The following is a 20,978-nucleotide window of genomic DNA, read 5'->3' as shown; positions in this document are numbered from 1 at the left end:
CTGTCAGGGCCGTTCGATGGCAATGGCCGTGCCTTCGCCGCCGCCGATGCAGATCGCCGCAACGCCGCGTTTCAGCCCGCGTTTTTCGAGCGCGTTCAGCAAGGTGACGATGATCCGCGCGCCGGAGGCCCCGATGGGGTGGCCCAGCGCGCAGGCGCCGCCGTTGACGTTCACGATGTCATGGCCGAGCCCCATCTCGTGCATGAAGGCCATCGGCACCACGGCGAACGCCTCGTTCACTTCCCACAGATCCACGTCGTCCTTGGTCCAGCCCAGCCGGTCGAGAAGTTTTTGCGCGGCGGGTACCGGCGCGGTGGTGAACAGCCCCGGGGCCTGTGCATGGCTGGCGTGTCCCAGAATACGTGCCCGTACGGTCAGGCCGCGGGCATTGGCGCTATCCTCCGCCGCGAGGACCAGCGCCGCGGCGCCATCCGAGATGGAGGAGGAATTCGCCGCCGTTACCGTTCCGCCTTCGCGGAAGGCGGGTTTCAGCTGGGGAATCTTGTCCGGCCGTGCCGTGCCCGGCTGTTCATCCGTGTCTACATTCACGGTGCCTTTGCGCGAGGTTACCGCAACGGAGGCGATTTCATCCGCGAAGGCACCGTCCTTTTGCGCCGCAAGCGCACGGTTCAGCGAGGACAGCGCATAATCGTCCTGTGCTGCGCGTGTAAACTGGAACGTCTCGGCGCAATCCTCCGCGAAAGTTCCCATCAGGCGTCCCTTGTCGTAGGCATCCTCGAGCCCGTCGAGAAACATGTGGTCCACGACCTGCGCGTGGCCCAGCCGCGCGCCACCGCGCATCTTCGGCAGCACGTAGGGCGCGTTGGTCATCGATTCCATACCGCCCGCGACCAGCGTATCGGTCTGGCCCAGCGCGATCTGGTCATAGCCGATCATCGCCGCCTTCATGCCCGATCCGCACATCTTGTTCAGCGTGGTCGCAGGCACCTCTTCGCCGAGGCCCGCATGGAACCCCGCCTGCCGTGCCGGTGCCTGCCCCTGTCCTGCCGGCAGCACGCAGCCCATCAGCACTTCGTCGACAGTCTCCGTCCCGGCACCGGCAAGGGCGGCCCGTATGGCAGCGCCGCCCAGTTCGGCCGCTGTCATGTCGGCGAGCGCCCCCTGAAAGCCGCCCATCGCGGTCCGCGCCGCTCCGGCAATCACAACTTTACGCATTTCGGTTTCCTTCCGGTGGGTGGTTATCTGATGTTAGCGATTGCCCGCTAGCAAGGCCGCAAAGCCATTCTGAGCAGGAGCGTATCATGGACCTTACAAGCTCGAAAGAAGCCCGACTGCAAATCATTACCGTTCAGGAGCAGCGTATCGACGCCTTTGTCGCGCTGGCGTTCAAGGACCGCATGCGCGAGATCACGAGCGATACGCAGGAGACTGTTCTGCTCGATCTCAACCACGTCGATTTCATCGATTCCAGCGGCCTCGGCGCGATCGTCGCCGCGATGAAACAGCTGGCACCGGACCGCCGGCTGCTGCTTGCCGGAATGACGGCGACTGTCGACAAGGTGTTCCGCCTGACGCGGATGGACAGCGTCTTTGGCATCTACCCGACAGTGGAGGCGGCGCTGGCGGAGCACGGGGGATGACACCGCCGCCGTCCTCGCCCCCCTGCCCCACACCGGCGTTCGACCTCCGGCTTCAGGGCTCGGCGCAGGTCGTGCGCCCGACCCTGTCCGAAGTCGTTGCCCGGCTTGCCGCACGGGGGGTGGACACCGCCAGCATTGCGACCGTGCAGCTGGTGCTCGCAGAGGCGCTGAACAATATCATCGAACACGCCCTGCCCGGCCAGCCGGACGCCTGCCGGATCACGGTCCGCGGCACACTCGGGCCCGACGCCGTCGAGCTGGTTTTGACCGACGCAGGGCTGGCGATGCCGGGGCACAGGCTTCCTGCCGGCACCATGCCAAAGGTCGACGTGCCGACCGCGCAATTGCCGGAGGGCGGATTTGGCTGGTCGATGATCCGTGAGCTGGCCGAGCAGGTAAGCTATGAACGGATCGCAGGCCAAAACCGGTTGTACCTGCGCATCCCACTGGCGGTCTAGGCCTGCCCCCCGCGCGGCAATACCGCGAAGATGCCCCGCTGAGACCGCATTTACGCCATCGTTGAACGTCATACCCTTCGCTGTAGCTGCATATGGCTTCCCTCGGCGCTGCGTTTCATTGCCCCCACCCAGTACGTGGCGCCGAGGCACTCTTCCCCTCTCTATAGCATTGGCAGCACTGCCGCTTCCGACTAGGTTGCCCGCAACCGCAGTTGAAAGAGAGGCCTTGCCATGCGCGATTTCCACCTTCCAGGACGTTCCCCCGTATTTGCCAGCAACGGGATGTGCGCCACGTCGCACCCGCTGGGCGCACGCGCTGCCATCGATACGCTGGCGCGTGGCGGCAATGCGATGGATGCAGCCATTGCGGGGGCCGTCCTGCTGGGCATCTGCGAGCCGCAGATGACCGGCATCGGGGGCGACTGCTTCGTGCTCTGGTCCGAACCCGGCAAACCGGTACAGGCGCTGAACGGATCGGGACGCGCACCCGCCTCGCTCGACGCAGCCATGCTCCGCGACGCGGGAGAGACCAAAGTGCCCCTGACCAGCGCGCATGCCGCGACAGTGCCCGGTGCGATCGACGCGTTCTGCCATCTGTCCGACACCGTCGGCAAGATCGGGCTGGATGCGGTTCTCGCACCCGCCATCCACTATGCCGAAACCGGCGTTCCCGTCTCCCCGCGCGTGGCCTTCGACTGGGCAAACGATGCGGCGGTGCTGCAGGGGTCTGCACGCAAACACTACCTGCTGGACGGCAAGGCGCCCGAAACCGGCCAGGTCTTCCGCGCACCGGGTCAGGCCGAGGTTCTGCGCCGCATCGCCAAGGACGGTCGCAACGCCTTTTACGAAGGCGAGATTGCCCAGGACATGATCGACGCTCTGACCGCGCTTGGCGGGCAGCATACGGCCGATGATTTCGCCGCCGTGCGCTGCACCTCCGAAGAACCGATTGCGGGCCCCTACAAGAACATCGAAGTGGTCGAGCATCCGCCGAACGGTCAGGGTGCGACGGCGATTCTGATGCTCAACATGCTGTCGCAGTTCGACATCGCGGGCATGGATCCCTTCGGCGCCGAACGCGTGCACATCGAGGCGGAAGTGGCCAAGCTCGCCTACGACGCCCGCAACCGCTTCATCGCTGACGCCGATTACATGACCCGCACCGACCATATGCTGTCGATGGACACCGCCAAGGCACTCGCGGCGCTGATCGATCCCGCCAAGGCGATGGAAAGCCCCACCGCCCTGTCGGAAGCAGTGCACAAGGATACGATCTATATCACCGTGGTGGATGGTGACGGGATGTCGGTCTCGCTGATCTATTCCATCTTCCACGGCTTCGGATCGGGCATCGCGTCGGACAAGTTCGGCATTCTGCTGCAAAACCGCGGCGCGGGCTTCACCTTGGAAGAAGGCCACCCGAACGAGCTGAAGGGTGGCAAGCGCCCCATGCACACGATCATTCCCGGCATGATCCGCGAAAACGGGCGCATCACCATGCCCTTCGGCGTGATGGGCGGCGCCTACCAGCCAAACGGCCACGCGCGCTTTGCCAGCAACCTGACCGATTTCGGCATGGATCCGCAAACGGCGATCGACGCTCCCCGTGCCTTCTCGGACAACGGCACGCTCAAGGTCGAACGCGGCTACAGCGACGCTGTGCGCGACAAACTCGCGTCGATGGGCCACCGGGTCGAAATCCCCGACACCGCCATCGGCGGTGCGCAGGCGATTCGCATCCACGACAGCGGTGTACTGGAAGGCGCCTCCGATGCGCGCAAGGACGGCTGCGCCCTCGGCTACTGACCCCGATCCGGACCGCCGCGCTCACCAATGACGCGCGGCGGTCCGCTTCTCCATTTTGCCAATAAACTCAATCCCGCACTCTCTGCGTGCACAGGCGCGTCTCGGGCACGGGACGGTGCGGTCAGTTCAACTGGAAATGCAGCGGATAGGTCCCGTTTTCGAACGGGCCGAACAGATCGGGGATATCCGGATGATCGACAGGCTCTCCCGAATAATCGGCGACCAGATTCTGCTCGGACACATAGGCCACGTAGTAGCTTTGATCGTTTTCGGCCAGCAGATGATAGAAGGGCTGATCCTTGACCGGCCGGTTTTCCTCGGGGATCGCCTCGTACCACTCGTCGGTATTGGCGAATTCCGGGTCGACATCGAAAATCACACCGCGGAAGGGATGCTTCCGGTGCCGGACCACTTGGCCGAGGTGATATTTCGCGCGGGTTCTTATCATGGCATTGCGCTCCCTACCTAGGGTTTCTATCCGAAACAAGGGCAATTTGTCCACGAAACCCGCCTTCCGAAAGGGAAACAGTCTGTGAACCTTGCCCTTACGGTACTCGAGATCGTCGCCCCCGTCTTCCTGCTTGCCGGCCTCGGCTTTACCTGGGTCAAGCTGGGGTTCGAATACCGCATCAACTTCGTCACGCAGCTGGCGACCACCCTCGCCGTGCCCTGCCTGATCTTCACCTCGCTGATGCGCACCGAAATCGCGCCTGCGGCCCTGACGGCGCTGTTGCTGGCGACCCTCGCGGCCTATGCCGGCGTCACCCTTGCGGCGGGTGTCCTCGTGCGCCTTTTGCGGCTCGACAGGCGGACTTTCGAAGCACCGCTGATTTTCGGCAATACCGGCAATCTCGGCCTGCCGCTGGCGCTTTTCGCCTTCGGGCAGGAGGGGTTGGGATATGCCGTGGTGGTCTTCGCCGTGATGGCGGTCTGGACCTTCACCTATGGAATCTGGCTGGTGGCGGGGACCGGCAGTCTCGGCAAGGTTCTGCGCGAGCCTCTGGTCTGGGCCACGCTCGCGGGGGGGCTGTTTCTCTGGCAGGACTGGCAAACACCGGTCTTCCTGACCAACACGCTCGAGCTGGTCGGGCAGATGGCCATTCCGCTGATGCTGATCACGCTGGGGGTTGCCGTGGCGCGGCTGACGCCCGGCGGCGTGGGGCGCGCGCTGGCGCTGTCGGTCGTCAAACTGGTGCTCTGCGTCGCGGTGGCCTGGGCCGCCGGTGTCTGGTTCGGGCTTGATCGTACCGCCTTCGGGGTTCTGGTGCTTCAAATCGCCACACCCGTCGCCGTCACCTCCTATCTTCTGGCGGAAAAATACGGCGCCGATGCGCAGGCGGTCGCGGGGCTGGTGGTGGTATCGACCCTGCTGTCGGTGGGCGCATTACCGCTGCTGCTGGCGGCGCTTCTGTAGAATTTTTCCTGTATGCCGCGCCCGGATTGCGCTAGAGTAGGGCAAAATAAAAAACGACAGTTGAGGCGAGAGGCAGATGAAAACACCCCTTCGCGCATTGATCATCGTGCTGCTGCTGGCATCCTGCGGCGGCAATTCCAGTTCGCCCCCGCGCGATCTGGATAACGCCTGCACGATTCTCAGAGAGCGCCCGACCTACCACCGCGCATTCAAGAGCGTCGAACGCAAATGGGGTGTCCCCATCCATGTACAGATGGCGACCATCCATCAGGAAAGCAAATTCGTCTCCGACGCACGCACGCCATTCCGCTATGTGATGGGTGTGATCCCGATGGGGCGCCAGTCCAGCGCCTTCGGCTACAGTCAGGCACTGGATGCCACATGGGACGAATACCGCAATTCCGCGGGCCGCCGGAACGCCAAGCGGGACCGCATCACCGATGCCACGGATTTCATGGGCTGGTACATGAACATCACGCGCGAGCGTAACGGCATCCCGCTGACCGACGCGCGCAACCAGTATCTGGCCTACCACGAGGGCCATACCGGCTACGCGCGCGCCAGCTACAATTCGAAACCGTGGCTCGTGGGCGTTGCCGCCAAGGTGCAGGCGCGGTCCTTCATGTACCGCGACCAGATCGCCGCCTGCCGCCTGCGCTAGACCCGCACGGACCACCGGGACCGGCCCTGCGGCCGCTCCCGCACGCATCGCGCGGCAGCGGTACCGTCAGAACGGGCCGAATTCCCCGATCGGACCACCGTCTGTGGCGACGAAAACCTCGACCGACAACGTGCCTGTCGCGCCGTCCGACGTGGTATAGGTGAACTCCGTCGTGTCGGTCTGATCGCCGGTCAAATGATCGAAATCGCCGTTGGCCGAGAAATCGACAGTTCCGTCGGAGTTGAACTGCATCTGACCGCCGTTCGATCCGCTGACGATCACGAAATCCTCGAAGACCTGCCCGTTGGCCGCGACCACCGTACCCGTTGTGGGCGTTCCGTCGACGGTATCGTTCTCAAGCACCGAGAAAACGAAATCGTCGAGCGGATCGCTCAACCCGAATTCGCTGAAAGTCTCATTGGTGGTCACCGTCATCGAATCGGGACCGGCGACCGCAACGGGGCCTTCTGGCTCCTCCACGACCTCCGGTGCCGTTCCGCCGATCTTGAGCGAATCGTCCCGGCTGCCGTCTTCCTCACCGACCGAGGTCAGGCGCACGGCGAAATCCATCTGCGACAGCATATCGAGCGACAGATCCACGCTTTCGTGCGACAGCACGAAGCTGGTTTCGCGAATGTCGTCCCCTGCGATCCCGGCGGTTCCGAACTGAACGCCCGCGTCGAACTTTCCGTATTCGTTCACGACGTCGCCGTTGATGTTCATGTAGCCGTCGACCTTGGTGACCCCGTCCTCTTTCACGGCGGTGCCCGTCACGTCCGTACCGGAGAACACCAGCCCGTCGAGAAGGCTTGCATCGGTCAGATCAAAAAACAGACCGTTCAGATCGCCGATCGATCCGGTCTCGTCCAGCACCGCAAGATCGAACTGCAGCGCGCCGCCCTCAAGCTCGGTGATCGTGACCGCGACGTTGACGCCGCCTTCAAGCGTGAAAGTCAGTGTTGCCATTAAATAAACCCTTCTCTGCGAATGTCCGGCGCGGATCATCGCGCCGGCTCAAGGCAGTTGATAGGTCAAATAATGTCAATTCGGTGGCTAATGCCGAAAGGTCTCGGGGCCGGTCAGCGACTGCGCTGACCGGGGCTGCCCACGTCGAACAGGCTGTTTGCCAGATTTCCGCCCTTGCGCAGATCGCCCAGCACAACGGTCGTCTGACCGCCGTTGCCATCGTTGATGATCCACTGGCGCAGCTCGGGCTCCGGTCCGGTGAACTTCATCTGGATGTTGCCGTACTGCGGATTCTCCGGGTCCTGCGCCGTAACAGTGGTCGCGGTGCCGTCAAAGCTGTGGCCGGTAACCATCTTGGCACGGGTCAGGTCGACGTTGCGGGCCAGAATGATCGACAGCGGCGTGCGCGCCAGCGGATAGGTCTCGGGCGGCTGGTTCGACTTGCGGTCGTAGATCACCACGGTATTCGATCCCGCCACGACCAGCCCGCCATCGGGCGGATTGTATTCGAAGCGGACGCGCCCGGGGCGCTTGATATAGATCGTCCCGGTCGAGATCGTGCCATCCCCGTTGATCTGGGTGAATTCACCCTGCGCGGTGGTCATCCCGTTCAGATACTGGCTGATGGCGTTCAGCGGCAGCTTGTCCGCGAAACTGGCGGTCGCTGTGGCGATGATCACCACCGCGCCCAGTGCAAAGGTCTTCAAAACATTCATGGTCGCATCCTGTATTCTTGCGAGGTTGATGAACAGATAGGGCGCGGCGCATTGTTATGCGATAGCGACCGGCGGGGAAACGCTCAGGCAAGCAGCCAGAGCCCGTAGAAAGCCGCCGCCGAAGCGGCCAGCGCCACCACCATCGCCAGCCCGTCGCGCACGGTCAGCGCCATGCCGATCAGCGCGATGGCCCCCATGGGCAAAAGCGCCGCGAAGGGAATCACTTCCGAAGGCGGCACCGCAAGGCACAGCACGATCACCACGCCCGCCGCGATCCGCGGCATCGGCGGGGCGACCAGTGCAGCGGCCCGCGCGCCCATCCGGCGGTCCAGCCAGCCTGCGGGCCTGCGCAGCTTCTCGGCGGCCTTTTCGACCCGCCTGTCATCCACGCCCCGATCCGACAGCACGCGGGGCAGCCACAAAGCGTCCCGCCCGATCACCAGCTGCACCGCGATAAGCGCGATCACGATGGCAACCAGCGTGGGCAGCACAGGGATACCGCCGAGCGGTGAGATCACCACCAGCGCCAGCAACGTGATGATCGGGCCGAAGCCGCGCCCGCCAAAGCTGTCGACCACGTCACCGATGGTCACGTCATCCTCGCTCTGCGCGAGATCGTCGAGCGCATCCACAACATCGCCCGCCGATGAGATATCGTTTTCCATGCCGGAGCCCCCTTCGTTCACAGGGCGAACCCGCAACAGCAGCGCTGCGTTCCCGCACCGGCGGGAGGAACGAAAAATGGCCCCCCGCTGTGCCGGAGGGCCATCCTTACGAGGTTGCCGTCAGGGGGGCTGAGATCACCCCTGTTCCGGCACCAGAATTTCACGCTTGCCGACGTGGTTGGCGGGCGAGACGAGGCCCTCGTCCTCCATCTGTTCGACCAGCCGCGCGGCCTTGTTATAGCCGATGGCCAGCTTGCGCTGGATGTAGGATGTCGAACACTTGCGGTCCTTGATGACCACCTGAACGGCGGTGTCATAGAGCGCGTCCTCGCCATCGGTATTGCCGCCGGTATTCAGACCCAGCACTGCGTCGAGGTCGGCTTCCTTCTCCTCGGGCGGGCCTTCGACAACGCCGCTGACGTAATCGGGTTCGCCGAACTGCTTGAGGTGGTTGACGATCTCCTCGACCTCCTCATCGCTGACAAAGGGGCCGTGGCAGCGCACGATCTTCGATCCGCCCGCCATGTAGAGCATGTCGCCCATGCCCAGCAGCTGCTCGGCACCCATTTCACCCAGGATCGTGCGGCTGTCGATTTTCGAGGTCACCTGGAAGGAAATCCGCGTCGGGAAGTTCGCCTTGATCGTGCCGGTGATGACGTCGACCGACGGACGCTGGGTGGCCATGATCAGGTGGATGCCCGAGGCCCGCGCCATCTGCGCCAGACGCTGGATGCAGGCCTCGATCTCCTTGCCCGCGACCATCATCAGATCGGCCATCTCGTCCACGATGACGACGATATAGGGCAGTTTGACCGGTGTGTTTTCCTCGGTCTCGAAGATCGGCTCGCCGGTGTCCTCGTCAAAACCGGTCTGGACGGTGCGTTCGAAATTCTCACCCTTGGCGAGCGCTTCGGCCACGCGCCCGTTGTATCCCTCGATGTTGCGCACGCCCATCTTGGACATCTTGCGGTAACGGTCCTCCATCTCGCCCACGGTCCATTTCAGCGCCACGAGCGCCTTCTTGGGGTCCGTCACGACAGGCGACAGAAGGTGCGGGATGCCGTCGTAGACGCTGAGTTCCAGCATCTTCGGGTCGATCATGATCATCCGGCATTCTTCGGGGCTGAGCTTGTAGAGAAGGCTCAGGATCATGGTGTTGATCGCCACGGATTTACCCGACCCGGTGGTCCCCGCGATCAGCAGGTGGGGCATCTTGGCGAGGTTGGCCACCACGGGCTCGCCGCCGATGTCCTTGCCCAGCGCCAGCGGAAGGCGCTGGTTGCCATCGCCGAAATCACGGCTGGAAAGGATCTCGCGCAGCACGACTTTCTCGCGGTTCTCGTTGGGCAGTTCGATCCCGATGACCGACCGGCCCGGAACCGTCGACACACGCGCGGACAGCGCCGCCATGGACCGTGCGATATCGTCAGCCAGACCGATCACGCGCGATGCCTTGAGGCCCGGCGCGGGTTCGAGTTCGTACATGGTGACGACGGGACCGGGGCGCACGGCGACGATCTCGCCCTTGACGCCGTAGTCGTCCAGCACCGTTTCGAGCATCCGTGCGTTTTCTTCCAGAGCCTCGTCGCTCAGGTGCAGGCGCGGCACGCTCTCGGGGCTTTCCAGCAGGTTCAGCGGCGGCAGTTCGAAACCCGGGTGCGTGTCCTCGAAACTCAGCGTCGGCTGGGCTTCGGCGCGCGCCTGTTTGCTGGGCTGGACGGTGCGGCGCATGGGCTGCTGAACGAGCGGCTTGCGGGTATCCGCAACGACCGGCTTGCGTGGGGCAGGCGCCTGCGGCGCGGCAGGGGCCGCATCGGCAAGTCCCTCGGACGGGGCGTCATCCTGCACGCTGTCATAGGGCGCAGGCTGTGCCTCGACCGGGCCTGCATCGAGGAACATGTTCCTCTCTTCGGCAGGCGCGTCCATCGGATAGCCTTCGTCCGGGGTTGCGTCGTGATAGGCCACAGCCGCAGGGGCCGCACGGGCGGGCGCCGTGACCGGCGGCTCGGCGCGCAGGGGCTTTGCGGGCGCGGCAGTGGCAGCGGCGGTGACGGGCGGTTCGCGCCGCGCCGTGTTCAGCACCAGTGGATCGGGACCGCGCCCGCGCCCCTTGGTCAGCGGCGCAGTCACCGGCGTGTGCACGGCGGTGGTGGAGCGCACGCGATTGCGGATGACATCCGAAATCTTGGACTTGATCCGGTCCGCATCCGGCACGTCCTCATCGGCGAAAGAGGGCTCCTGATGCACCAGCTCGGGCTGCGGCATCGGGTCGGCGGGGCGTTTGATCAGGCCGGGCATCCGCGCCAGAAGGCCGGGCTTCGGCTCCGCCTCCGCGCGGTGGTCCTCCTCGAAGGGATCAAAGCTGTCGTCACTCGCGTCAATGAAGGGTTCGGGTGCCGGCACGTTGCGCGTGGCGATGATCGCCGGACGGCGTGGCGCGGATGCGGGCTGCACCTGCGCCGAGGCGCGGGCCTCGGAGGCGGCAAGCGCGGCCTGCGCCTCGGCAGAGGCGCGCCGTTCCGCACGGCGTTCGGCCTGTTTGGCCTGCAATTCTTGCGCCGCGCTCACGGCCCCGGTCGCGCCGCGCCCCAGAAGGTTCATGATCGTGGCATAGGCCATGATCGTCCCGACCAGAAGGAAACGGCCGAAGCGGGCCAGCTCGGCACGGGTAAAGCCCAGAACGAAAGCGCCCAGCGCCAGAATGCCGATCCCCATCAGCACGGACATCAGCTTGATCGTGAAAGTCGACCCGATCGGCAGTACGGTCAGGATCACCCCCATCACCGTGTCACCGAACAGCCCGCCCAGACCGAAGCTGTGGGTTTGCAGCCATTCCGCCCCCGGCGTAAGGGTCGCCGCATAGATCGATCCCAGTGCGACGGCGATCGGGGCAAAGATCACCCGGCTCATCGCGCGATCCTGCCCGCGGTGCAGGGCAAAGCGCAGCCCCCAGACCAGCAGCACGGCGGCCACGCCCCACGCGCCCCAGCCGACGATCATGAACAACGGCGCCGCCAGCGACGCGCCCAGCTGGCCCATCCAGTTCTGCGCGGGCGCATCGCTGGCCAGCATCCAGTTCGGGTCATCGGGTGTGTAGCTGCCGATCATCATCGCCGCAGCCATGCCCAGCACCACCAGCACAACGCCCAGCAGTTCCTTGCCGCGTTTCTCGATGGCCTCGCTCATCGTGCTGTCCAAAAGCGGATCGCGTCCGCGCGTCTGATATGCCATACCGCTGTCCCTCTATACCGCATAAAGACAGTCGCGGATGGCTTGCAGCCCCCGCTCCGTCTCTTCTTTCGGGGCCACAAGGGCCGCTCTTATATATGTCTTGCCGGGGTTCTTCTGCCCCGGAACCTCCTGCGCCAGATACCCGCCCGGCAGAACCTTCACGCCCGTCTCGCGCCACAGCCTGACGGCGGCCTCTTCGTCGTCCTCGACCGGCAACCACAGGAAAAACCCCGCCTCGGGGCTGGCGTATCCCGGCACGTTGCCAAGGATGCGGTCCGCCATGTCGAACTTCTCGGCGTAGAGGGCGCGGTTTTCCTGCACATGCGCCTCGTCGCGCCAGACGGCGGCGGCAGCGGCCTGCAAGGGCAGCGGCAGCGGCGCACCGGCGTAATTGCGCAATTGCTTGATCTCGCGCATCGTGTCCGGCCCCGAGGCCACGAACCCCGAGCGCAGCCCCGGCAGGTTCGACCGCTTGCTGAGGCTGTGGAAGATGACCACACGGTTCAGATCGGCCCCCATGTCATGCGCGGCCTGCAGGGCGCCCACGGGCGGATCGTGGCGGTAAATCTCGGAATAGCATTCGTCCGCGAAGATCAGGAAATCGTGTTTCTCGGCCAGCCGGATCAGGTCTTCCCAATAGCTGCGACTGGCAACAGCGCCCTGCGGGTTGGCGGGCGAGCAGATATAGACGGCGGCGGTGCGGTCCAGCGTTTCCACGTCGACACTGTGGAAATCCGGCAGGTGGCCTGTCTCGGCGGTGGCGTTGACCATGACCGGATCGCAGGCGCCGGAAATCGCGGCGATCATGTAGACCTGATAGAACGGGTTCGGCATCAGCACGGCGGGCTTCTGGCCGTTCTTCATCTCTGGCACCAGCGCGATGACAGCATTGTAGAGCCCCTCGCGGGTGCCGTTCAGCGCCATCACCTGACTGTCAGCATCCACCGGCACGCCGTAGCGCCGCTGCACCCAACCGGCAATCGCCGTGCGCAGCTCGGCAGAGCCGTCGTTGGGCGGATAGCTGTTAAAACCGGCGGCATTCTGCGCGATCACATCGCTGACCCAAGCCGGAAACGCGTGCTTCGGCTCACCGATGGTCATGGCAATCAGCGGGCCACCCCCTTCGTGCACGTCCAGAAGGGCGCGCAAACGGGGCCACGCATGAGCCGGAAGGTTCGAAAACCGCTCAGGGTACTTCATCAAAAACTGCCTCGGATCGGGATCGTTATCGCCCCGTTTTGTCCAAGGTAACGTAAGCCCCCCCGCGGCGTCTAGGCGTATTCCCTATTGCAGACAGGGTTTGTGGCTTTTTCGCCCTGCCCTGCCTGCCCTCCGGTCTCAGCCCAGCGCGCCTTCCGCCGCCGTCCCCAGCCGCAACAGCGCCAGATCCTGATTGGGGGCCGCCAGCATCATCAATCCGCAACTGGGCGTGCCGGTGGGCAGGGTCAGGCCGCACAGCCCCATCAGGTTGCCGATCCGCGTGTTGCGCAGGGTCAGCAGGTTTTCGGTCACGTAGTATTCGCCGTCCGAATTCAGCCGCTCCAGATCGGGCGGCACATTCGGCGCAGTCGGCAGGATCACAGCGTCAAAGCCTGCGGTCGCGCGGTCGTATTCCACCCGCAACGCGCGCAGCTTGGCCCAGGCGGCCACGTAATCGGGGCCGGAATGTTCCTTGCCCAGCCGGAACCGGTTGAGGATTTCGCCGTACATCTTCTCCGGCGCGGCCTCGATCACATCGCGCCACAGACCGTAGGCTTCGGCGGTGAACAGACACCCCGACAGGCCCATCGCCTCGGCCACGGCGGGCACCTCGATCCGGCTGATCTCGGCTCCTGCGGCGGCCAGCTTTTCGACCGCCCCCTCGAACGCCTCGCGCGGCCCATCGCGCAGGCCCTCCATTCCCACCGTCTCGAGGATCGCCAGACGGCGTCCCTTCAGATCCGCATCCGCCAGATCGGCGGGCTTTGCGGGCTCCATCACCGACAGCAGCAATGCCGCATCCTCGACCGACCGGCAGAGCGGGCCGAGCGTGTCAAAGCTCAGCACCAGCGGCACCACGCCTTCCAGCGACAGCCGACCATGGGTCGTCTTGAGGCCGACCAGATCGTTCCACGCGGCAGGAATACGCACTGATCCGCCGGTGTCCGACCCGATGCTGGCCGCCGCCAGCCCGAATGCCACCGATGCCGCCGAGCCCGAGGACGACCCGCCCGGCACCGCCGCGTCGTTATTCACGCAGGGCGGCGTATTGGTGGACGGGTTATAACCCAACCCCGAAAAGGCAAGCTCGCTCATGTGGACCTTGCCAAGACAGACCAGACCGGCGGCGGTCGCGTTCTCCAGCACAAGTGCGTCGCGCTCGGGCACGCGGCCCTCCAGCAGCTTCGATCCCGCCTCGGTGGTGATGCCCGCCGTGTCGAAAAGGTCTTTCCAGCTGATCGGCACACCGTCGAGCGCCGACAGGCGGTGCCCCGATTTCGCCCGCGCCGAGGCGGCAGCGGCTTCGGCCAGTGCGCGGTCCGCCGTGACCCGCGCGTAGATGCGGTCGCGCAGCGGATGCGCCTCGATCGCGTCCAGATAGGTCTGGCACAGCGCCACCGGATCAATCTCTCCGGCGCCGATCGCGCGCCCCAGATCCGCCGCCGTCATCGTCAGCCAGTCTTGCATGTCTCAAGTCCCCCGATTTTCCTGATCCAGACGGTAGCGGCGACTGCGCGCATGGACAATCCCCACCGCAGACGCATATCTGAGGTCATGGAATTTGATACGGATATCGCCATCGTCGGCGGCGGCCTGAACGGGCCCGCTCTGGCGCTTGGACTGGCACAGGCCGGACTGCACGTCACGGTCATCGACGCGCGCGCGGTGGACACACGGACCAGCGACGGGTTTGACGGGCGGTCCTACGCCCTGGCCCTGACCTCGGTGCGCCTGCTTCAGGGGCTTGGCCTGTGGGATGCGGTCGCAGGTGACGCGCAGCCGATGCGCGAGATCAAGGTCACGGACGGTCGCGCGGGCGAAGGCCCGTCGCCGTTCTTCATGCATTTCGACCACGCCGAGATCGAGGAAGGCCCGATGGGCCATATGGTCGAGGACCGCCATCTGCGTCGCGCGCTGATGCAGATGGTGGCCGCAGATGACCGCATCACGACGATGAACGCCGAAACGGTGACAGCGCAATCCGCGGACGCCAGCGGCGTGACCCTGTCGCTGGCATCCGGAAAGGCCCTGCGCGCGCGGCTCTGCGTGGGCGCGGACGGCCGCGGCTCCGGCGTGGCGGCGCGCGCGGGGATCAAGCGGACCGGCTGGCGCTATGGGCAGACGGCGCTGGTCTGCGCAATCTCGCACGCCGAACCGCACAACGGCATCGCGCACCAGTTCTTCATGCCGCCCGGCCCGCTGGCGATCCTGCCCCTGACCAACAACCGCAGCAGCATCGTGTGGTCCGAAACCGACGCCAACGCGGCGGCGATCCACGCATTGCCCGATGCCGATTACCTCGACGTGCTGCGCCCGCGCTTCGGTGATTTCCTCGGAGAGATCGCGCTGGCGGGCGAGCGATATACCTATCCGCTCAGCCTGTCGCTCGCGCATGACATGATCGCGCCGCGCGTGGCGCTGGTGGGCGATGCGGCCCACGGGGTGCATCCCATCGCGGGGCAGGGCCTGAACGCGGGGTTTCGGGATATCGCCGCCCTCTGCGAGGTGATCGTGGACGCCCGCCGCCGCGGAGAGGACTTTGCCAGCCCCCTCGCGCTGGAGCGCTACCAGCAGTGGCGCCGCTTCGACAACGCCGCGCTGGCCCTTGCGACCGACAGCTTCAACAGGCTGTTCTCGAACGATAATCCACTGGTACGAATGGCACGCGACATCGGCATGGGTGTGATCGGATCGCTGCCGGGGCTGCGCCGCGGCTTCATCCGCGAAGCGGCGGGCCTCACCGGTGATCTGCCCCGCCTGATGCGTGGCCACCCCTTGTGAGGTGACGCAGCCCGGGCGAGGAGCGCGCGCAGCGTAGCGAGGAGCCATGCCCCGCCGCAAGACCGCGCGCTCAGTCGAGGACGCGCGCCTCGTCCACCAGCATCACGGGGATCCCGTTGCGGATCGGATAGGCAAGGCCCGCCGACTTCGAAATCAGCTCCTGCGCCTCGGCGTCGTATGTCAGCGTGGTCTGGCTGCGCGGGCAGATCAGTGCCTCCAGCATCCGGCGGTCGAATTCCACGGTGGTTTCGGTCATTGCATCATCTCCCCGCCTTCGCCGCCGCCCCCGCGCATTCCGTATTCGATCAGCGTCAGCAATGTCTCGCGCCGCGTGCTGAGCGACGGCGCTTCCAGCAGGGCCTGTTTGTCCTCGTGGTCGAAATCCAGCATCATCGACAGCGAGTTGATCAGCAATTCGTCGTCGGCGTCCTTCAGGGTGTCCCAGTCGGCCGACAGGCCCTTGCTGTCGAAAAACTGGCCGAGGATCCGCAGGAACCGGTCACGGTCGAAATCGCCGTCTTTCTCTTCCGGCCCCAGATCGCGGTCGAACCCGTCCCACGCCACTTCGCAGCGGCGGTAGGGGGTAAACCCTTCCACTTCGCGCAACACGCGAAAGCGCGATATGCCGCCGAGGGTAATCATGTACCGGCCATCTTCGGTTTCGGAAAACTGCGTGATCCGCCCCGCGCAGCCGATGGTTTGCAATCCCGGCCCGTCGCGGCCCGGAATAACGTTTGGTTGCACCATGCCGATCAGGCGCGTGGGCGTTTTCAGCGCGTCATCTATCATCTGCAGATAGCGCGGCTCGAAGATGTGCAACGGCAACCGCGAACGCGGAAGAAGCAGCGCACCACCCAGCGGAAAGATCGGAATCGTGTCGGGCAAGTCTGCTTGTTTGATCATGGAAATCAGGTAGCGCCGGAAGCCGCTCAGGCAAATATCATCGAGCTAAGTTTCCGCCGACCGTTCAATACGACAGGATCGTTCGGCTTGAGCGCGTCGAAAATCGTGAAAAGCTGCTTCTTCGCGGCCTCGTCGTTCCATGTGCGGTCACGCCGGAAAATTTCCAGAAGATGCCCGACGGCCCCTTCCGCATCCCCCTTGGCATAGAGCGCCTGCGCCAGATCGAACCGCGCCTGATGGTCATCCTCATCTGCCTCGACCGCTGCCTGAAGCTCGGCCACCGGGCCCGCACCTTCGGCCTGCCGCGCGAGTTCCAGCTGCGCGTGTGCGGCTTCCAGCTCGGGCGCCTTGGAAATCTCGATCGGGGCGCCGTTCAGAAGGCCCTCGGCCTGGTCAAGCTCGCCCATCGCGATATGCGCGCGCACCATGCCACCGTAGGCGCCCGCGTGCATCGGATCCTCGCCCAGAATGGCGGCAAAGGTCTGCGCGGCATCGGCTGCGGACCCTTCTGCCAGCATTTCCTCGGCGGCTTCGACCGCATCGTTCAGCGTGTCGGTCGGCGATTCGCCCCCTGCGGCCTTGATCACACGGTCCACGAACGCCTGGACTTCAGACTGCGGCAGCGCGCCCTGGAAACCGTCGATCGGCTGTCCCTTGTGGAAGGCATAGACCGTCGGGATCGACTGGATCTGCAGCTGGCCTGCGATCCTCTGCGCCTCGTCCACGTTGATCTTGACCATCTTGACCGCGCCCTTTGCGGCAACAACAGCCGCTTCGAGCTGGGGTCCGAGGGTTTTGCACGGGCCGCACCACGGTGCCCAGAAATCCACGATGATCGGGATGTTCTGGCTGGCTTCGACCACGTCGGCCATGAAGGTCGCCTCGGACGTGTCCTTGATCAGGTCGGCATCGGGTGCTGCGGCGGAAAGGTTCAGGTCCATATTCGAAATCCTCGGGTTGCGGCTTTGGTCTTATATGTGATGGGCGTGTCTAACTTCAAAGATCGAAAGTTGCAAAAACCGGCGCGTGGTCGCTGGGTTTCTCCCAACCGCGGGCGGCACGCAGGATCTTGCTGGAATGCGCGGCGTTCGAGATGTCGGGCGTGGCCCAGACGTGATCCAGCCTGCGCCCCTTGTCGGCGGCGTCCCAATCCTTGGCGCGGTAGCTCCACCAGCTATAGAGATTGCCGTCGGGAATGTCCGCACGGGTCACATCGACCCAGTTGCCCGCATCTTGCGTATCGCCCAGCGCCGCGACTTCCTGCGGAGTGTGGCTGACGATCTTCAGCAGTTTCTTGTGGTCCCAGACATCATCCTCGCGCGGCGCGATATTGAGGTCACCCACAAGGATGGATTTGCGCGGCGCATCGGCGCGGAAGGCATCGCGCATCTCCGAAAGGTAGTCGAGCTTCTGGCCGAATTTCTCGTTCACCTCGCGGTCGGGCACGTCGCCGCCGGCGGGAACATAGAAATTGTGGATCGTTACACCGTTTTCCAGCCGCGCCGCGACATGGCGCGCGTGGCCCAGCGCGGCATAGTCTTCGGCACCCGCTTCCTCGAGCGGAAGCCGCGACAGGATCGCGACACCGTTATAGCCCTTCTGCCCGCGTGCGACCATGTGGGTATAGCCAAGCTCGGCGAAGACTTCGGTGGGAATTTTGTCGACCGGGCTTTTGCATTCCTGCAGGCACAGGACATCGGGCCCCTCTTCTTCCAGCAGCTTGCAGACGATGGGCGCGCGCAGACGAACCGAGTTGATGTTCCAGGTGGCAAGGGTGAAAGGCAAGGTCGACACTCCGGTGGTTAGGGTCCGGCGCACCCTATTGATCGACAGCCGCGAAGGGAAGGCTCCTCAAGGCTTTGTTCCCTTACGGTCAGAACAGCCTTTCCTCGCACCCGAAACCGAACGCCCCCCGGCAAAAAAAGACCGGGCACACCGGCCCGGCCATAGTCCAACAGGGAGGTAGAGTGGCAGTTGCCCCGGCCACTCTTCTTCGGGGTTCAAACAGGCGGAAAACTCATGAAAAAACTCCGCCGCTCGGGGATGAAACGGGTGATGCGGTGATTGGTTCCCGACCGCATCACATTTTTCACGGCATCAACCGGTATCCGCCCGATTCCGTCACCAGAAGCTGCGCGTTCGAAGGATCCGGTTCGATCTTCTGGCGCAGGCGGTAGATATGCGTCTCCAGCGTGTGGGTCGTCACGCCCGCGTTATATCCCCAGACCTCGTGCAGCAGCGTGTCGCGCGGCACGACACCATCCGTGGCGCGATAGAGAAACTTCAGGATGTTCGTCTCTTTCTCGGTCAGCCGGATTTTCTTGTCGTCGCCTGTGACCAGCATCTTCATCGAGGGCCGGAAGGTATAGGGCCCCAGCTGGAACACCGCATCCTCGGACTGCTCGTGGGTGCGCAACTGGCTGCGGATCCGCGCCAGCAGCACCGGGAACTTGAAGGGTTTCGCGACGTAGTCGTTCGCGCCCGCATCCAGCCCGAGGATCGTATCGGCATCCCCGTTGTGGCCGGTCAGCATCATGATCGGGCTTTTCACACCCTGTTTGCGCATCAGGCGGCACAGCTCGCGGCCATCGGTATCCGGCAGGCCGACGTCGAGGATCACAAGATCATAGATCGCTTCCTTGGTGCGCTTCATCGCATCGGCGCCATTGGCAGCTTCGAAAACGTCGAAATCCTCGGTCAGGACCAGCTGTTCGCTCAGCGCCTCTCGCAGGTCATCGTCGTCATCGACAAGTAGGATCTTTTTCATCTGGGCCATATCATCGTCTCCGCTGCCGTTACGTCACTAGATATATGCCATTGCCGGATCAACAAGGGACGCCGGCGCGTTCTCACGCTCCTGTGTCAGGCCAACCGTGGAATGTTTCAATTCCTGTGGCTTCGGGCTAGATACCTGTCATGAAACCGGCCGAGTTGTAATAAACCAATGTCCCTGAGCCCCGATGTGAACGAAACGATGGCCCGTGCGCGGGCGGATCTGCGCATGGGCGTTCCCGTTGTGCTGGGCGATGCGCTTGTGCTTGCCGCCGAAACGCTGGACGCCGCGCGGCTCGCCGATGTGCTGGCGCTCGAAGACAGCGCGCCGGTGCTGGCCCTGACCGCGCGGCGGGCGCAGACGCTGAAGGCGCGGATCTACGACGGTGATCTGGCGCGGGTGGCCCTGCCCGCCGCTGCGCGGCTGTCGTGGGTGCGCGCGCTGGCCGATCCGGCGGACGATCTGCGCGTCCCGATGAAAGGCCCGCTCACAACCCTGCGCGGCGGCGATACCGCCGCCCATCGCGCGGCGCTGGCGCTGGCGAAATCCGCGCGCCTACTGCCTGCCGCCGTGATCGCGCAGCTCGCCGACGGCGCTGCCTTTGCCGCCACCCACGGTCTGATCCACCTGTCCGTAGAGGCGGCCAGCGAACACCTCGCACGGCGCAGCCCGCTGCGGCCCGTCGTGAACGCGCGCCTGCCGATGGAGGTATCCGAAGCGGGCCGGCTGCACATCTTCCGCCCCGAGGACGGCGGCGAGGAACATTACGCCATCGAGATCGGCCGCCCCGACCGCGCGGCGCCGGTGCTGTGCCGCCTGCACTCCGCCTGCTTTACGGGCGATCTGATGGGCAGCCTGAAATGCGACTGCGGACCGCAGTTGCGCGCCGCCCTCGCGCAGATGGGCGGCGAAGGCCATGGCGTCCTGCTCTATCTCAACCAAGAAGGCCGCGGCATCGGCCTTGCCAACAAGATGCGCGCCTATTCCTTGCAGGATCAGGGCTTCGATACGGTCGAAGCAAACCACCGGCTGGGGTTCGAGGATGACGAACGCGATTTCCGCCTCGGCGCGGATATCCTCAAGACCATGGGCTTCGGCGCCGTGCGCCTGCTGACCAACAATCCCCGCAAGGTGGACATGATGACCGCCAGCGGGATCGACGTGACCGAACGCGTCCCCCTCGCGGTGGGCGAGAACCGGCACAACGCGGCGTATCTCGCGACGAAAGCCGCGAAATCGGGTCACCTGCTGTGACCCCCGACGATCTGGTGCTGACACCGCGCGGCGTCCGGTTTCACGGGCGCCTCTGGCCCTGCACGATCGGCAAGGGCGGGATCAAGACCCGCAAGCAAGAAGGCGACGGCGCCACCCCGCGCGGCACCCACCGCATTGTCGGGATGCTCTACCGCCCCGACCGTATCGCCCGCCCGGCCCCCTGGGCCCGCCCCATCGGACCGCTGGATCTGTGGTCCGACGATGTGGCCGACCCCGAGTACAACATGATGGTGCGCGCGCCGCACGGGTTTGGCCACGAAAGGCTCCGCCGTGCCGATCCGCTTTACGATCTCGTCATCCTCACGGACTGGAACTGGCCCTATGCGGTCAAGGGGCGCGGGTCGGCAATATTCCTGCACCAGTGGCGCAGGCCGGGCTTCCCGACCGAAGGCTGCATCGCCTTCAGCCGCCAGAACCTGCACCGCATCGCGCCGCTGATTTCCTACCGGACCCGCCTGATCGTGGCCTGACCCGCGCGGCGGCCCTTCTCTGCTTGCCCCTAAACTCCGGGGGGATCCTGCGCCGCGC

21 protein-coding genes are annotated in these 20,978 nt (G+C 64.8%); 8 read left to right on the top strand and 13 right to left on the bottom strand.

The features are described 5' to 3' along the window. Positions 1 to 3: 3 nt before the first annotated feature. Positions 4 to 1,176, bottom strand: coding sequence for a thiolase family protein (locus tag ABMC89_RS12850; RefSeq protein ID WP_349568328.1), 1,173 nt, complete (start codon positions 1,174 to 1,176; stop codon positions 4 to 6). A gap of 86 nt (positions 1,177 to 1,262) precedes the next feature. On the opposite strand from ABMC89_RS12850, the gene ABMC89_RS12845 reads away from it, so the two are divergent. The 3 genes from ABMC89_RS12845 to ABMC89_RS12835 all read left to right on the top strand — a co-directional run bounded on the left by ABMC89_RS12845 (position 1,263) and on the right by ABMC89_RS12835 (position 3,865). Beyond that, the gene (locus ABMC89_RS12845) at positions 1,263 to 1,601 is read left to right on the top strand and encodes an STAS domain-containing protein (protein ID WP_349568327.1); all 339 of its coding nucleotides are present in this window, start codon (positions 1,263 to 1,265) and stop codon (positions 1,599 to 1,601) included. After that, on the top strand, positions 1,598 to 2,059 hold the full coding sequence (locus ABMC89_RS12840) for an ATP-binding protein (protein WP_349568326.1): 462 nt from the start codon (positions 1,598 to 1,600) through the stop codon (positions 2,057 to 2,059). The genes ABMC89_RS12845 and ABMC89_RS12840 overlap by 4 nt, the downstream gene beginning before the upstream one ends. A gap of 231 nt (positions 2,060 to 2,290) precedes the next feature. Then, the gene (locus tag ABMC89_RS12835) at positions 2,291 to 3,865 is read left to right on the top strand and encodes a gamma-glutamyltransferase family protein (protein WP_349568325.1); all 1,575 of its coding nucleotides are present in this window, start codon (positions 2,291 to 2,293) and stop codon (positions 3,863 to 3,865) included. 121 nt (positions 3,866 to 3,986) lie between these two features. On the opposite strand, the gene hspQ is transcribed toward ABMC89_RS12835, so the two are convergent. Beyond that, positions 3,987 to 4,313: a heat shock protein HspQ gene (hspQ, locus tag ABMC89_RS12830; RefSeq protein WP_349568324.1), complete on the bottom strand. Its 327-nt coding sequence runs from the start codon at positions 4,311 to 4,313 to the stop codon at positions 3,987 to 3,989. Between the two features lie 84 nt (positions 4,314 to 4,397). Here hspQ and ABMC89_RS12825 point away from each other — a divergent pair, with 84 nt between their 5' ends. Together ABMC89_RS12825 and ABMC89_RS12820 are read left to right on the top strand one after the other, a co-directional pair. Then, the gene (locus ABMC89_RS12825) at positions 4,398 to 5,279 is read left to right on the top strand and encodes an AEC family transporter (RefSeq protein WP_349568323.1); all 882 of its coding nucleotides are present in this window, start codon (positions 4,398 to 4,400) and stop codon (positions 5,277 to 5,279) included. A gap of 76 nt (positions 5,280 to 5,355) precedes the next feature. Beyond that, positions 5,356 to 5,940 (top strand): transglycosylase SLT domain-containing protein, encoded by a 585-nt coding sequence (locus ABMC89_RS12820; protein ID WP_349568322.1) that lies wholly within the window; start codon positions 5,356 to 5,358, stop codon positions 5,938 to 5,940. A gap of 66 nt (positions 5,941 to 6,006) precedes the next feature. On the opposite strand, the gene ABMC89_RS12815 is transcribed toward ABMC89_RS12820, so the two are convergent. From ABMC89_RS12815 to ABMC89_RS12790, 6 genes are all read right to left on the bottom strand, one after another. Continuing rightward, positions 6,007 to 6,906 carry a hypothetical protein gene (locus ABMC89_RS12815; RefSeq protein WP_349568321.1) on the bottom strand — a complete coding sequence of 300 codons (900 nt, stop codon included), beginning with the start codon at positions 6,904 to 6,906 and terminating at the stop codon, positions 6,007 to 6,009. Between the two features lie 113 nt (positions 6,907 to 7,019). Further along, positions 7,020 to 7,622, bottom strand: coding sequence for a LolA family protein (locus tag ABMC89_RS12810; protein ID WP_349568320.1), 603 nt, complete (start codon positions 7,620 to 7,622; stop codon positions 7,020 to 7,022). Positions 7,623 to 7,705: 83 nt separating this feature from the next. After that, complete coding sequence (locus ABMC89_RS12805; RefSeq protein WP_349568319.1) at positions 7,706 to 8,287, bottom strand: exopolysaccharide biosynthesis protein; 582 nt, start codon at positions 8,285 to 8,287, stop codon at positions 7,706 to 7,708. Positions 8,288 to 8,422: 135 nt separating this feature from the next. After that, a complete protein-coding gene (locus tag ABMC89_RS12800) occupies positions 8,423 to 11,518 on the bottom strand; it encodes a DNA translocase FtsK (RefSeq protein ID WP_349568318.1) in 3,096 nt (1,031 codons plus the stop codon). Between the two features lie 12 nt (positions 11,519 to 11,530). Continuing rightward, positions 11,531 to 12,718, bottom strand: coding sequence for an aminotransferase class I/II-fold pyridoxal phosphate-dependent enzyme (locus ABMC89_RS12795; RefSeq protein ID WP_349568317.1), 1,188 nt, complete (start codon positions 12,716 to 12,718; stop codon positions 11,531 to 11,533). 138 nt (positions 12,719 to 12,856) lie between these two features. Beyond that, positions 12,857 to 14,185: an amidase gene (locus tag ABMC89_RS12790; protein ID WP_349568316.1), complete on the bottom strand. Its 1,329-nt coding sequence runs from the start codon at positions 14,183 to 14,185 to the stop codon at positions 12,857 to 12,859. Positions 14,186 to 14,272: 87 nt separating this feature from the next. On the opposite strand from ABMC89_RS12790, the gene ABMC89_RS12785 reads away from it, so the two are divergent. Further along, positions 14,273 to 15,499: an FAD-dependent monooxygenase gene (locus ABMC89_RS12785; RefSeq protein ID WP_349568315.1), complete on the top strand. Its 1,227-nt coding sequence runs from the start codon at positions 14,273 to 14,275 to the stop codon at positions 15,497 to 15,499. A 70-nt stretch (positions 15,500 to 15,569) separates the two neighbouring features. Here the strand turns inward: ABMC89_RS12785 and ABMC89_RS12780 are convergent, their stop codons facing one another. The 5 genes from ABMC89_RS12780 to ABMC89_RS12760 all read right to left on the bottom strand — a co-directional run bounded on the left by ABMC89_RS12780 (position 15,570) and on the right by ABMC89_RS12760 (position 19,178). Beyond that, on the bottom strand, positions 15,570 to 15,755 hold the full coding sequence (locus tag ABMC89_RS12780; protein WP_349568314.1) for a Trm112 family protein: 186 nt from the start codon (positions 15,753 to 15,755) through the stop codon (positions 15,570 to 15,572). Further along, positions 15,752 to 16,402, bottom strand: a complete 651-nt coding sequence (locus ABMC89_RS12775) for an LON peptidase substrate-binding domain-containing protein (RefSeq protein WP_349568313.1) — start codon at positions 16,400 to 16,402, stop codon at positions 15,752 to 15,754. The genes ABMC89_RS12780 and ABMC89_RS12775 overlap by 4 nt, the downstream gene beginning before the upstream one ends. A 26-nt stretch (positions 16,403 to 16,428) precedes the next feature. Further along, complete coding sequence (locus ABMC89_RS12770) at positions 16,429 to 17,343, bottom strand: tetratricopeptide repeat protein (RefSeq protein ID WP_349568312.1); 915 nt, start codon at positions 17,341 to 17,343, stop codon at positions 16,429 to 16,431. Positions 17,344 to 17,398: 55 nt separating this feature from the next. Further along, a complete protein-coding gene (locus ABMC89_RS12765) occupies positions 17,399 to 18,187 on the bottom strand; it encodes an exodeoxyribonuclease III (protein ID WP_349568630.1) in 789 nt (262 codons plus the stop codon). A gap of 304 nt (positions 18,188 to 18,491) precedes the next feature. Next, positions 18,492 to 19,178, bottom strand: a complete 687-nt coding sequence (locus tag ABMC89_RS12760) for a response regulator transcription factor (protein WP_349568311.1) — start codon at positions 19,176 to 19,178, stop codon at positions 18,492 to 18,494. Between the two features lie 168 nt (positions 19,179 to 19,346). On the opposite strand from ABMC89_RS12760, the gene ribA reads away from it, so the two are divergent. After that, positions 19,347 to 20,429 (top strand): GTP cyclohydrolase II, encoded by a 1,083-nt coding sequence (ribA, locus tag ABMC89_RS12755; RefSeq protein WP_349568310.1) that lies wholly within the window; start codon positions 19,347 to 19,349, stop codon positions 20,427 to 20,429. Further along, on the top strand, positions 20,426 to 20,920 hold the full coding sequence (locus ABMC89_RS12750; protein WP_349568309.1) for a L,D-transpeptidase family protein: 495 nt from the start codon (positions 20,426 to 20,428) through the stop codon (positions 20,918 to 20,920). Before ribA ends, ABMC89_RS12750 begins: the two co-directional genes overlap by 4 nt. Positions 20,921 to 20,978 lie beyond the last annotated feature (58 nt).

The organism is Sulfitobacter sp. HNIBRBA3233 (assembly GCF_040149665.1).
GTDB classification, from domain to species: domain Bacteria; phylum Pseudomonadota; class Alphaproteobacteria; order Rhodobacterales; family Rhodobacteraceae; genus Sulfitobacter; species Sulfitobacter marinivivus.
Note: the sequence above shows the minus strand (reverse complement) of the source record. Positions and strands in the feature narration are given on the sequence as shown.